General features: G+C 42.4%; 14 protein-coding genes and 1 pseudogene. All 15 read left to right on the top strand.

The window, feature by feature from the left end; all coding sequences use genetic code 11:
* Window positions 1-873: response regulator (locus FU659_RS33205; protein ID WP_147951445.1), on the top strand; the 873-nt coding region annotated here is incomplete at its 5' end.
* A gap of 214 nt (window positions 874-1087) precedes the next feature.
* Entirely contained in the window at window positions 1088-1549 is a 462-nt protein-coding gene (locus tag FU659_RS33200; protein ID WP_147951444.1) for a hypothetical protein, read from the top strand.
* Between the two features lie 21 nt (window positions 1550-1570).
* Window positions 1571-2122 (top strand): SDR family oxidoreductase, encoded by a 552-nt coding sequence (locus FU659_RS33195; RefSeq protein ID WP_147951443.1) that lies wholly within the window; start codon window positions 1571-1573, stop codon window positions 2120-2122.
* A gap of 101 nt (window positions 2123-2223) precedes the next feature.
* Window positions 2224-2556, top strand: a complete 333-nt coding sequence (locus FU659_RS33190; RefSeq protein WP_147951442.1) for a hypothetical protein — start codon at window positions 2224-2226, stop codon at window positions 2554-2556.
* A 72-nt stretch (window positions 2557-2628) separates the two neighbouring features.
* Window positions 2629-2964 (top strand): hypothetical protein, encoded by a 336-nt coding sequence (locus FU659_RS33185; RefSeq protein ID WP_147951441.1) that lies wholly within the window; start codon window positions 2629-2631, stop codon window positions 2962-2964.
* 226 nt (window positions 2965-3190) lie between these two features.
* Complete coding sequence (locus FU659_RS33180) at window positions 3191-3847, top strand: 4'-phosphopantetheinyl transferase family protein (RefSeq protein WP_222708711.1); 657 nt, start codon at window positions 3191-3193, stop codon at window positions 3845-3847.
* A 518-nt stretch (window positions 3848-4365) separates the two neighbouring features.
* A complete protein-coding gene (locus FU659_RS33175; protein ID WP_147951439.1) occupies window positions 4366-4791 on the top strand; it encodes an RbsD/FucU family protein in 426 nt (141 codons plus the stop codon).
* Window positions 4792-4849: 58 nt separating this feature from the next.
* The gene (locus FU659_RS33170; RefSeq protein WP_187274563.1) at window positions 4850-5665 is read left to right on the top strand and encodes a sugar phosphate isomerase/epimerase family protein; all 816 of its coding nucleotides are present in this window, start codon (window positions 4850-4852) and stop codon (window positions 5663-5665) included.
* A 56-nt stretch (window positions 5666-5721) separates the two neighbouring features.
* Window positions 5722-7095, top strand: coding sequence for a hypothetical protein (locus tag FU659_RS33165; protein WP_187274562.1), 1374 nt, complete (start codon window positions 5722-5724; stop codon window positions 7093-7095).
* 41 nt (window positions 7096-7136) lie between these two features.
* Window positions 7137-7838, top strand: coding sequence for a triose-phosphate isomerase (locus tag FU659_RS33160; RefSeq protein ID WP_147951447.1), 702 nt, complete (start codon window positions 7137-7139; stop codon window positions 7836-7838).
* 34 nt (window positions 7839-7872) lie between these two features.
* The gene (locus FU659_RS33155; protein ID WP_147951436.1) at window positions 7873-8370 is read left to right on the top strand and encodes a YjbQ family protein; all 498 of its coding nucleotides are present in this window, start codon (window positions 7873-7875) and stop codon (window positions 8368-8370) included.
* Between the two features lie 47 nt (window positions 8371-8417).
* On the top strand, window positions 8418-9953 hold the full coding sequence (locus FU659_RS33150) for a sugar ABC transporter ATP-binding protein (protein ID WP_222708710.1): 1536 nt from the start codon (window positions 8418-8420) through the stop codon (window positions 9951-9953).
* Window positions 9950-10876: an ABC transporter permease gene (locus FU659_RS33145; protein ID WP_222708709.1), complete on the top strand. Its 927-nt coding sequence runs from the start codon at window positions 9950-9952 to the stop codon at window positions 10874-10876. The genes FU659_RS33150 and FU659_RS33145 overlap by 4 nt, the downstream gene beginning before the upstream one ends.
* A gap of 146 nt (window positions 10877-11022) precedes the next feature.
* Window positions 11023-12024 (top strand): substrate-binding domain-containing protein, encoded by a 1002-nt coding sequence (locus FU659_RS33140; RefSeq protein WP_187274561.1) that lies wholly within the window; start codon window positions 11023-11025, stop codon window positions 12022-12024.
* A gap of 131 nt (window positions 12025-12155) precedes the next feature.
* Window positions 12156-12330 (top strand): annotated as a pseudogene (locus tag FU659_RS33135) (flagellar motor switch protein FliG); the annotation flags it as partial.

Here is a 12330-nt window from a genome sequence, read left to right as displayed (position 1 = left end):
ATTTTGAGTGGTTCGATTGGCGTTACAAGTGAGCTTGGAGAAGGTAGTTCATTTACGTGCTGGTTGCCGTTGTGTCCGGCTGAATCCCCGCCTATCATAGACAAAATTGCTGCAAACCTTGACGATCAGACAGAAGAGAGCAGTGAAGTCAGCATTCTTCTGATTGACGACGAACCGTCCAACCAGCAATTGATGCGTAGATATTTAGCCAAAAAAGGCTGGAGCTTAGCATTTGCCGAGAATGGGCAAGAGGGGCTGCGTTTAGCTAAAAAATTCCATCCGAAAGTAATCTGTTTGGATATTCTGATGCCGAGTATGGATGGGTGGCGTGTACTGTCTGCGCTCAAAAGTGATCCGGAGCTGAACAATATCCCTGTCATCATCGTTTCTATGACTGACGAGAAGAAGTTAGGATTTTCATTGGGAGCTACTGAAATTCTTTCGAAGCCCGTAGAGCGAAACCAATTAATTAAGGTCATTGATAAATATATTGGACATCAATCGAGCCATTCGATTTTGGTCATTGAAGACGATGTGACAACCAATGAGATGATGGCAAAGCTGCTGCGTAATGAAGGCTTTACTGTAACTCAGGCTTTAAATGGTCGGGACGCGATTGCATGTGTGGCAAAGGAAGTGCCAGAACTGATTTTACTTGATCTGATGATGCCTGAAATGGATGGATTTGAATTCGTATCCGAACTACGCAAGCAGGAAGCATGGAGTACCATCCCCGTCGTGGTGTTGACGGCTAAATTAATTAGCCTTGATGAACGAATGAAACTCAACGGTTATGTGAACGATATTGTTCAAAAAGGTTCCTTTGATCGTAAATCATTATTAGCTGATATTCGTCGATTTATGGTGGAATAGAGGCGATTAGTGCGAACAGCATGGATATGATGAAGAAAAAGGCTTGCGTAGGAGTTTCCTATGCCAGGCCTTTTCAACGTATACCTTCCTACAATTACCATTGCTATTTATCGAACAGCCTTAGCATTGCATACGTCAAATCCTTTGAAAGTGATAAATTCGGCTAGAAGGCCTACATGGTCAACTAAATAGCTGAAAATAAAGGAGCAGCAGCATGAAAAACACACTTAAAGCTCTATTTCATTGGCAAACATGGTTAGAAAGATTCGATACGTATCAGCAAGCCAAAATGCTTCAATGGAAAAAACGTTTGAATCCCCTAACAAACAAGATAGGTTATGGAATTTATTTTTATAAAAATATGACAATCAATCTTAACCGTGTAAATAAAGAACTGAAGGAAATTTCTCAAGACATCGTCACGCTTTCTTATTTCAATATACATTCATTTCCAAGCTTTATTTCGGTCGCTGACGGTATTTATGCTACGATGTTTTCGAAGCTGCCCAATCATATCATTCAACGGATTATCAGTCATGTGATTGCCTTGCCAGCTTTCAAAGCTGTGGAAGCAGCCTCCCGTTCCTATGGATACCAATGCGAGCTTCATTATAATCAAGGAAAAGTATTTTTTGGTTCGTTACAAATTTATTTTAAAAAGGTAACATCGAGTTAACAACAAACACGAGGTGGACATATGGACGACACCGCTTTTTCTGTAAAGCATTTACTGCAAATGCCCCTGTTTCGTGATGCGAAATGGATAGGTGGACAAGCCGGCATAACGAATGAAATATTTTATATCGATAGTATGGAGATGCCGGATTTAACAGCAAGTACGGATATTGCGGAGAGTTGTTTCCAAGGTAAATTTTGGCCGCAATATTTTGCTGCGAAGTATGCTGTTCCTTTTCTTTCTCAGCATGGATCCATTGTACTCATGTCCGGCGCTGCCAGCCAGCGGCCAATTCCAGGAGCTGCTTCGTATGCGGCTTGCAATGGTGCAATAGAAAGCTTGGGCAAAGCTTTGGCAATTGAACTTGCACCAATCCGCGTTAATGTTGTTGCACCAGGCACGATCCGGACGGAGAAAGAACGAACAGAAGCCTATGAGGCCTACAAAGGGATGTGTCTATTGGAGCGTGTAGGGGATGTTCAAGAAATTGCCCATTCTGTTATTTATTTGATGACGAATCGATATACAACCGGAAGCACTCTCTTTCCTGATGGTGGCTATGTGTTGAGGTAAGGAAAAAGACGGCCAAATATTTTTCATCTATTTTTAAGGTAAAAGGGTTATAATGGTAGAAAAGTGACGCAATCATTGATTTATCATTTGGAGGGATACCTATGTTAGCAAAGAAATTGAAACAAATCGTAGTCATCGCAGCCATTACAGGACTTACTGCAGCTTTCCCTATGTCCGCCTTCGCAGAAACGAAGACATCGACACATAACGCAACGGTACATACCTCCAAACAAACGCATACGGTAAAGTCTGAGAAAAAAAGTGCAGAGAGTGAACTTGCTAACATCGAAAAGTCAATTGAGCGTACTAAAAAGCTATTGGAGGAAGCAAAGGTTTCCAAAGATCAAACCAAAATCAATAAATATGAGAAAAAACTTAAGGTTTTAGAAGCAACCGCTAAAAAGCTTAAAGCCAAAATAAAATCACTGAAATAGGACATGTTTACACGATGAGCTCTTTCAAGTTCCAAATGAAGCTGAACTATGATTAGTAAAGGTGGAAATTTATTGAAAAAGAAAGAGCTCATTATTGGGATTTCATGTATTGTTCTATTGTTTATGCTAGCTGTTTACATGTTAACCTCTTATAAATGGATGCAAGGCATTTTATCGGATAGTAACGAAAGCATAGATGGTAGCTTCGTTGTCATGCTGCTTGATGCTTCCAATAAACCAACCAAGTATTGGGTGCTCGAGGATGAGAACGTTGATTTGTCCAACGGACTCATTTCGTTTTCTGAGACAGATGGACAGACGATCCATTTACACGGAAATGTGATAATGAAAGAATATGATGATGCGAACCAACTGTTGGCGATTAAGAAAGAGTATGGACTTAAATGAATAGGAATGAATAGATAAGGAAGGCTGCGTAATTGGGCTTTCCTTTTTTGCGCTTGCTGGCGATAGTTTGATGAATATCAAACATTGAGAAAAATTTTCAGATGTGTTACTTTCAGTAGTATGAGAAATATGCGTTTTTATTGACGGTGATGAGTCCAGAAGAAGTGTTTTCACTCACTAAGGAGCTTATATGACGAAAATTTACTTTATAAAGATAGAATCATATATGCAAGAAGATATTTATAATCATCTACAAACCTTTATTAGCATTGAAAAAGCAAGGAAGATCGGCAAAATGATCAAGCTGGAGGATCGAATCCGTCATTTGGTCAGTGACCTACTGGTTCGTTTTGTAATCAACAATCAGTTGAAGATTCCGAACAGTCAAATCCAATTTCACTATAATTCCTATGGGAAACCGTTTATAACTGAAGCGGGGCAGCCTTTTCATTTTAACGTTTCGCACGCCGGAGCCTATGTAGTGTGCGCCATAGATACCGTGCTCGTTGGAGCTGATATTGAATGCATAAAGGATATTGATCTCTCTCTTGTTAATATGGTATTAACCAAAAAAGAGCTTGAAGAATTAACTAGCGTTTCGGAAGAGCAAAAGCTGCATTACTTTTACTCCAGATGGACATTAAAGGAAAGTTTAGTTAAACATGTAGGCAGGGGATTGCAAATCCCGCTGAATGACATCCATATTCAAAAAGATGCTTTATTTCATTGTGAATTTGAGAATAAAAAGTATTTTTTTCAACAGTATGAATTAGAGATAGATTACATACTTTCCGTCTGCTCGTCCAAGTCGGCATTCGATTGCGAAATCATTCAATTGGATTTTCAATATCTGTATGACTTTGTCGTGAAACAATTTTCTTGAATGACGTGTCTTTTGTTAATGAACAGAGCCTCATACTTCATTTACCACAGCCTTTTTAGAACGATGAAGTTCTATAAAGGCTTTTTTTATGCCAGGAATCATGGTTGTAAGGAGAAGAAATTTGTCACGAGTACCAAAATTCATTGGCTGTGTTGTGCAACTGCTTAAATCGTTGTAATTTCAAGTTATTTCCTTGATTTCATGATAACGTTGTAATAACGTAAAAACAATTAGATTTATGAAACGATATGCATATAACCTTATAAAATCTGTTGACAAACAAATATGAAAGTGTTTTAATTACCAATAACAACGTTGTAATAAAAGTCAAACAGAAAACAAACGAAATTATTAGCGATATCTTCCGTGTAAATGCTTTGCATTCGTTTTCATTTCGTTATTTTTCAAGAATAACCTGTATTTATCTAATTTATTCATTATTTACAACGTTATTATTTCAAGTGATTATGAAAGTGTGATTTCCTCGTTTTTAATAACAACCTAAAGGAGTAAGGAACATGTTAAAGATGAAATTGATTCATCCTGATATCCTTTATACGCTCGGAAAAGCGGGTCATGGCGCAAAAGTATTGATTGCTGATGCAGACTATCCTGTCTCCACGACTGGCGGAAGAAATGCCCGAGTCATCCACTTGAATTTGGCACCCGGACAGGTAAACAGCACCCAGGTTCTGGAAGCTATTCTTTCTGCCAAGATCATTGAGGCAGCCGAGGTGATGGATGTACCGACAGGCCAGACACAACCTCGCGTATGGGATGAATTTAAGCAGATTATGCAAGACAACGGCTATGATATGCCGTTTACTGCACGAGAAAGATTCGAATTCTATAAGACTGTTCGCGAGGAAGATACGGCATTAATTATCGCAACGGGTGATCAACGGGAATACGCTAACTTGCTCCTTACGATAGGCTCTCTGTAAGTGCGGCAAATTAGATATAGGCTAACCAGTCAGTCAATTTTACTTGGGAGGAATGCAAATGGACATTAAATTGTCATGCAGCGATGTGATGGTTCCGGGTCGCTCATTAACAGACAAAGCGGAGAAATTGCGTCAATGGGGTTACGATGGGATTGCGGTTTTTACCAGCTATGCCCAGTGGAGCGAAGAGAAGCTTGAAGAACTCCTTCATCTTAAAGAGAATACAGGAATCGCTCCTTGTGAGTTTGTGTTTATGGATTCTGTGTATGGACATCTCATGAGCCCTGACAAACAGCTCAAGTCAAAAGCAATGGCTATGTATAAGGATGCGATTGGGGTTTGCAAAAAAATCGGCGCTATGACCGAAATGGAATTCGATTATGGTATCCAAGACCCATTACCTCTTTTTGAGCCTTATAAGCAAATGTCGAATTCCGAAGAACAAGCTTTTATTGAGGTATTAAAGGAATTGGGTGAGGTAGCGGCTGGAAGTGAGGCCTATATTTTATTAGAGCCAATCAATCGCTATGAGACGAAGTATCTTACCCGTTTACAGGATTGCAAGGCGATTTTGGAAAAAGCGCAATTAGCCAATAGTGGTTTATTGCCTGATTTCTTCCACATGTCGATAGAAGAAGTGGATTTGCCGGGCAGTATCAAGAATGCTGGATCTTTAATTAAACATGTACACCTCGGTGATAATAACCGATTGCTTCCGGGCCATGGACATACCAACTGGCATGCATGCTTTGAGGCATTGAACGAGATTAACTTCAAGGGTTTCATGAATTTGGAATGTGGCATTTCAGGTGTCCCGGAGATTGAGCTGCCTGAAACGGCAACATTCTTAAGGAAAATAGCCAGCGCTATATAGGCTGTATGTGCTAGTAATCTTTTAGGTACATGAATTACATCAGGGAGGTATTAAGAATGAGAAAGCCCAAGGCCCTAATTATTCCTTTTCGGTTTCGAGAAGGTTATCCGGAAGATTTGGTCACCGAGCAAATAACGACTTCCCAACAATTGCTCAACGAGATTGAATTAGAGAGCGATTTTACAAAAGTCGTCGTTTATAATGACGATGCTGATGAGATCGTCTGCAGCTACAATGCAGAAAATTACGATTTTGTTGTGCTTCTGGTTCCTACATGGATTGAGCCGGTATTGGTTATCAGAGCGGCTAAGCCTTTCTTCCATAAACCTATTGTCGTCTGGGGATTTGGAACTTTTAACAAAAATGGAGCGCGTGTAGGGCTTGGATCAACCGCAGGGGCAGGCGTCGTGAAAGGAACCCTTCGCGAAATGGGCATCAAACACGAATACCTGTATCACTTGCCTGGCAATCCGGAAACCGATGAGAAAATCAAAGCGCATATAGGCAAGGTGGCGAATGTTGCCAGAGCGATATCACTACTGGATAAGTCCAGATTTGCAACGGTTGGTTATCTGTTTGGCGGCATGTCGATCGGTGACATTGATGTAACCAAGATGCGTACGAAATTCGGTCCGGAGCTCATGCATATTGATGCCTATTCCCTCATTCGGAGAATGGAAGCGCTTGACAGCAGCAGTATGGCTTATATAGAAGGTAGAAAGCATGTGGAAAGCCACTTGGCTGTAACCATCGGTGATCGTATAGATCGTATTGTAAGAATGTATGTAGTTTTGAGGGCGTTTGTTGATGAACATGATTTAAAGGCAATTACGCTGAAATGTCATTTTGAGCTCAGCCAAGAATACGGTTTAACCCCTTGCATTCCATTATCGGTAATCGGCAATGCTGTTGTCGCTTCTTGTGAGGCAGATATCCCTGTTCTTTTAACGCAAACGGTTATGAATTATTTAGCAGGAGGGCTGACGACTACGTATGCCGATATTCATGAGCTGACAGGGAAGAATGCCTTAGTTGGAGCTTGTGGTTATGCGCCGTCAAGTATGTGCTTGAATGATCAAATTATTTGCGATGTTCCCGACGAAAGCGCACAGGGGCTTGGGGCAACGTTTAGCGGGTATATCACCAATAAGAATCACTTAAAAGAAGGCGTTGTCACGATGGGGCGTTTTCTTAAAGAACCGGATGGACGCTTCACGCTGCACTTTACAACAGGGAATGCCTTGGGAGATATCGGAAAAGTAAGTGAACTGGATATGCCGCAATATCCGTTTACGGAAATTGTGCTGGATGGGGATTTGGATGAATTTGCGCAAAATATGGGCAGTCATCATTATGCCATCGTGTATGCAGACATTCGTGAGGAGCTCGCTATGTTTTGTAAATACAAGGATATGCAAATCATTCGCTGAGGTTAACATGAAATTCCAAAGAAAGGAGGCAGCCTATGTACATGAATTATGAAATCACAGCACCTTTTTTTGAAATAGGGCCGAAAGCTTATTTGTATGGGGAGAAAGCGCTACAACTGGCTAAAGAAGCCGATCGCATTAGTCATCAGTACGGCGTTCCCATTATTTTTACACCGCAAACGGTTGATATACAACGCATTGCAGCGGAGACCGAGCATATTCATGTATTTGCACAACATATGGATTCCCTTGAAATCGGCAGAGGGGTAGGTTCGGTGCTTGCCGAGGCGATTAAAGAAGCGGGGGCAATAGGTATTCTGTTGAATCACGCCGAGAAAAGGTTGACGCTGGCAGAAATGAACAAAGCGATTCAACGGGCGGACAGTGTTGGATTGGCCACACTAGTATGCGCGGATACAACGGAAGAAGCAATGGCTATCGCACAGCTGGAGCCGAATATTATTTTGGCAGAACCTCCTGAATTAATTGGCGTTGGCCATCAGGGTATGCAAAATCGAAGTTATCTAGTTGAGTTAAATAAAGGAATACACGTTATTAATCCACGTATTCGCGTTCTTCATGGTGCAGGAATTAGCAGCGGTAAGGATGTATATGATCTTGTAACGCTAGGCGCGGAAGCAACGGGTTCAACCAGCGGTATTATCAAAGCTGATGATCCTTTCGCCATGCTGGAAGAGATGATTAAAGCTATGCGTGAAGCATGGGATAAGGCACATTCTTGAATGTAATCAGCAAATTTCAAAGGGGGATCCACATATGACCGTCTATCACGAATCTTTTACGATCCAGTCAGATCGAAGGCCAACTTTTCATGATGTCACAGAGCAAGTACAAGCAATTAAGGAAAAGTCGAGTATAACAAATGGCATTCTTCTCGTCTACTCCCAGCATACAACCTGCAGTGTCCTTATTCAGGAGGAATCCCATGATGCGAATTACTGGGGAACCGAGTTTCTTCTTCAGGATTTAGTAACGGTATTTGAGAAAATAGTACCTACTTGCCAAACCGAAGGACAGTACTTGCACCCAGGTCCTAAACATATCGATTATGCGAGCACGCAGCTGAAAGAGGAAGCCTTCTGGAGTTTGAATACAGATGCGCACCTAAGATCTTGTCTGCTTGGCAGATCGGAATCGATTCCCATTCACCAGGGAAATCTGGAGTTGGGTCAGTTCGGACGGGTATACTTTGCTGATTTTGACCAGATTCGCGCCAGAGAACGTACGGTCCGGGTTCAAATCGTTGGCGAGTAAGCATAAGCCTAACTGTCGAATGTGTGAATACTAAGGGGGTGCGGAAAGTGAATGATGATCAGATAGACCCAATCGTTGCAATGAAACAAATAGGGAAGAAATTCGGAAATGTGAGGGTGTTGGAAGGTGTAGATTTCGATATTTATCCCGGGGAAGTACACGTTCTTGCTGGGGAAAATGGAGCAGGAAAAAGCACTTTGATCAAAATTCTCTCTGGTGTACATACAAGTTTTCAAGGAGAAATATGGTTGAATGGTGAAAAGGTAGCCCCTTCATCGCCCCTTGAAGCCAACCAAATTGGTATTTCAGTGATTCATCAAGAGCTTTCCTTAATTCCTGCAATGAGTGTAGCGGATAATCTGTTTCTTGGCCGGCCGGATACCAAAGCTGGATTTATGCGGGATAAGCGGCACAGAGCCAAGGCGCAGGCGCTTGTTAAAGATATGGGCATCGAGATTGATATTGATACGGCGATAGAAAATTGCTCGATTTCCATTCAGCAGCTTATCGAAATAACGAAAGCGGTTAGTATTCATGCGAAGGTTATCGTGATGGACGAGCCGAGCAGTGCACTCAATGCCCGCGATGTCGAAACCTTATATACGCTAATCGATAAATTGAAAGCAAGTGGCTGCGGGATTGTATATATCAGCCATCGGATGGAAGAAATCGAGAGGCTTGCCGACCGCATAACGGTGCTGCGCGACGGTAAATATGTCGGAACCTCGCTGGCCAAGGATTTGCCTATTCCTAAGCTTATCAATTGGATGGTCGGTCGCGATATATCTGAGCCTATTGCTAGAAGCGGGAAATTGTCTGGGGAAGAGAAGCTTAGCGTAGAGCGGGTAACTGTCTATGAAAACCAAGGAAGAGGAAAAAAATTGGTTGATGGCGTCAGTTTATCCGTAAAAAGTGGCGAAATTCTTGGCATTGCAGGTTTGCAGGGTTCAGGAGCGAGCGAACTGCTGATGGGCATTTTTGGAGGGTATGAAAAAAAGACGGTAGACCAGCTTATTCTTAACGGGAAACGAATACAAGTTGAATCACCTGGTGACGCAATCCAAAATGGCATCGCATTTTTGACCAATGACAGGAAGGCTACAGGCCTAGTTCTTTCTATGTCGATTACGGATAATACATGTCTGGCGGATTTAAACAATTTGACGAAGTGGGGCTGGATAAGCGCGAGCAGGGAGAAGAAGGTAGCTGAAGAACACGGCAAGATGATGGGTTTGCGTCTCCCATCTTACGAAACAGAAGTCGGAAATTTGTCTGGAGGCAATCAGCAAAAGGTCGCTATAGCCAAGTGGTTGCAAATAAAGCCGCATGTCTTACTGCTGGATGAGCCTACTCGAGGAATTGATATTGGCGCTAAGCATGAAATTTATGCACTTATTAATGAATTAACCCAAACAGGGATGGCTATTCTGCTGATTACCTCTGAGATGCCGGAGCTTCTTGCTTTAAGCGATCGGATTATGGTGATGCATCGCGGGAAAATAACCGCGGAATTCACACAAGATGAGGCAACGGCTGAAAAAGTTCTGGAAGCAGCTATGGGAAAGGAGAAAACAAAATCATGAACGTAGTCGTAAAGCCTCAAACATCTGGCGCAGGAATGGTAAAATCCGTGCTGAAAAGCGAAATAGGGAGAGCGTTGCTAGCTTTAGCCCTGGTGCTTATTTTAGGGTTCATCTTTAATGCGGATGGTGCCTTCTTGAAAATAGGGACACATAGGGATATGCTCCGCCATGCATCCGTATTTGGAATTCTGGCGTGTGCAATGACAATTGTCATCATAACAGGAGGTATTGACCTTGCCGTTGGCAGTACACTTGGCCTAACCGCCGTTTTGTTCTCTGTTTTTACCATCCATTTAGGATGGTCGGCCTGGGCGGCGATCATCGTTTGTTTAGTTATAGGAGCTATGATAGGAGCCATATCGGGCAGTTTAATTTCTTATGCGAAGCTCCAGCCTTTTATCGCTACGTTAGCCATGATGGTTTTTGCAAGAGGATTGGCAAGGTTTATTACGGGTGACAAGAAGGTGACAACGTATGTGACCGATGCATCAGGAAATATCGCAATAAAAAAGCTGCCTGATATTTTCTCGGCCATTGATTCCAGGATACTCGGCGGCAATATCAATGTGGTGACCGTCATCTTTATCATTTGTGTCATCATCACATGGATTCTGCTTGCCAAACATAAATGGGGAAGGCAGCTATATGCGATTGGAGGAAATGAGGAATCCGCAAGGCTCTCCGGTGTTCCTGTAAGACTGTCCAAAACATTGGGGTATTTATTCGCAGGTATATTGAGTGCCGTAGCGGGAATTGCTCAGGCTGCTCAAGAAACACAAGGAGATCCGGCAACCGGAAACGCTTATGAGCTTACAGCAATTGCCATGGTTGTGATTGGCGGTACCAGTATGGCTGGTGGGCGAGGCGGTATGGGTCTCACACTTTTGGGCATCTTGACGATTGGTTATTTGGAAAAATCTTAAGTATCAATGCTGTGCCCGAAGCTATTAGGTTGATGATTACGGGTCTCATCATCGTTGTTGCTGTGCTTGCACAGCGGAAAAAAAGCAAGTAATGGCATGAAGTGTGAAAGATGAAAATGTGTTATCAAAATGGGGAGGTTTTAAGAATGAAGACAAAGAGATCGATGAGCGCCAAATCCGTTGTCATCGTGTTACTTATTACCATGTTATTAGCTGCTTGCGGAGAAAATAAACCCAAGGAAAACACAAAAGGAGGTTCAACCACAACGAAAGGGACCATTACAATCGGGATGAGCCAAGGAAATCTGGGCGAGCCGTGGTTGGTGCAAATGAACGCTGATGTAAAGATGGAAGCGGAGAAACATGCGAATGTAAAGGTTCTCTATAAAGATGCTCAGAACGATGTACTGCGTCAAAGATCTCAGTTGGAAGAGTTTATTAGTGCCGGTGTGGACGCTATTATCGTTAATCCGATTGAAGGCACACCCCTTACTGAACCTATTGCCAAAGCAGTAGCCGCCAATATCCCTATTTTCGTCATGGATAGAAGAGTGGATGGCGATAAATACACGCAATTTATAGGCACGGATAATGTCACCTTGGGTTATGCTGTAGGCAAATGGATGGTTGAACAATACAACGGCAAGAAAGCGAAGGTTGTTGAGTTGGAAGGGCTTATGACCTCTACGCCAGGAGCCGAACGGCATGAAGGCTTTAAGAAAGCCATTCAGGGAAGCGATCTGGAAGTTATTTTTGCGGCGGACGTCAAATGGCTGGAAGCCAATGCACGTGCAGAAATGGAATCTGTATTAGGCCGCTTTAATAAAGTCGACATTGTATTTGGCGGCAATGATGCGTCAACGCATGGAGCTTATCTAGCAGCTAAAGCTTCAGGGAGAGAGAAAGAGATGGCTTTCATTGGCATCGACGGATTGGCGCAAGAAGGACGTTCGTATGTCAAAGACGGCATTTTGAATGCTACGATTTATGCGCCGACAGGTGGAGATATCGCTGTGCAGAATGCGCTTAAGCTTATTAATGGTGAAAAGATAGAGAAGGACGTTCTAATTGATTGTGTGATGTACGATAAGAGCAATTTGGATACGGGCGGCAAGCTCCTCAATTTTCCTGAGCTCAAAAAGAAGTAAGGACTAGTTATATAGCCTCGTGATTGCAGCGGGGCTATTTTTTATAAACAACGAGAGAGGGTTCCTCTAGATGGATATGACATAGAAGGAGTAAAGCGATGCTTCATTGGATGAGCAATAAATCGTTAAAAGCGCAAGAGTTTATTTCTCAAGGTGGTATTGCCTATGCCAAAGATATTCTCGAAAAGGCATTGGGTTCCCAGAAACGCTCTCGATATTATTAATCGTTTAACGGCTACGCTGCAAGTGAGGCCTTTTGATTTTGCCAGAAAAGCAGACCCGGCACAAATACTTAATTTTATCCAA

Origin of the sequence: Paenibacillus sp. N3.4, from assembly GCF_008017805.1 — a bacterium.
Classification (GTDB): domain Bacteria; phylum Bacillota; class Bacilli; order Paenibacillales; family NBRC-103111; genus Paenibacillus_E.
This window is presented reverse-complemented; position numbering and strand designations above follow the sequence as displayed.

Bases quoted from the DNA above. Each gene is read 5' to 3' on its own strand.
- FU659_RS33190 (WP_147951442.1), top strand. From the start codon at position 2,224: ATGTTAGCAAAGAAATTGAAACAAATCGTAGTCATCGCAGCCATTACA.
- FU659_RS33200 (WP_147951444.1), top strand. From the start codon at position 1,088: ATGAAAAACACACTTAAAGCTCTATTTCATTGGCAAACATGGTTAGAA.
- FU659_RS33155 (WP_147951436.1), top strand. From the start codon at position 7,873: ATGACCGTCTATCACGAATCTTTTACGATCCAGTCAGATCGAAGGCCA.
- FU659_RS33160 (WP_147951447.1), top strand. From the start codon at position 7,137: ATGAATTATGAAATCACAGCACCTTTTTTTGAAATAGGGCCGAAAGCT.
- FU659_RS33175 (WP_147951439.1), top strand. From the start codon at position 4,366: ATGTTAAAGATGAAATTGATTCATCCTGATATCCTTTATACGCTCGGA.
- FU659_RS33145 (WP_222708709.1), top strand. From the start codon at position 9,950: ATGAACGTAGTCGTAAAGCCTCAAACATCTGGCGCAGGAATGGTAAAA.
- FU659_RS33170 (WP_187274563.1), top strand. From the start codon at position 4,850: ATGGACATTAAATTGTCATGCAGCGATGTGATGGTTCCGGGTCGCTCA.
- FU659_RS33195 (WP_147951443.1), top strand. From the start codon at position 1,571: ATGGACGACACCGCTTTTTCTGTAAAGCATTTACTGCAAATGCCCCTG.
- FU659_RS33140 (WP_187274561.1), top strand. From the start codon at position 11,023: ATGAAGACAAAGAGATCGATGAGCGCCAAATCCGTTGTCATCGTGTTA.
- FU659_RS33165 (WP_187274562.1), top strand. From the start codon at position 5,722: ATGAGAAAGCCCAAGGCCCTAATTATTCCTTTTCGGTTTCGAGAAGGT.
- FU659_RS33180 (WP_222708711.1), top strand. From the start codon at position 3,191: ATGCAAGAAGATATTTATAATCATCTACAAACCTTTATTAGCATTGAA.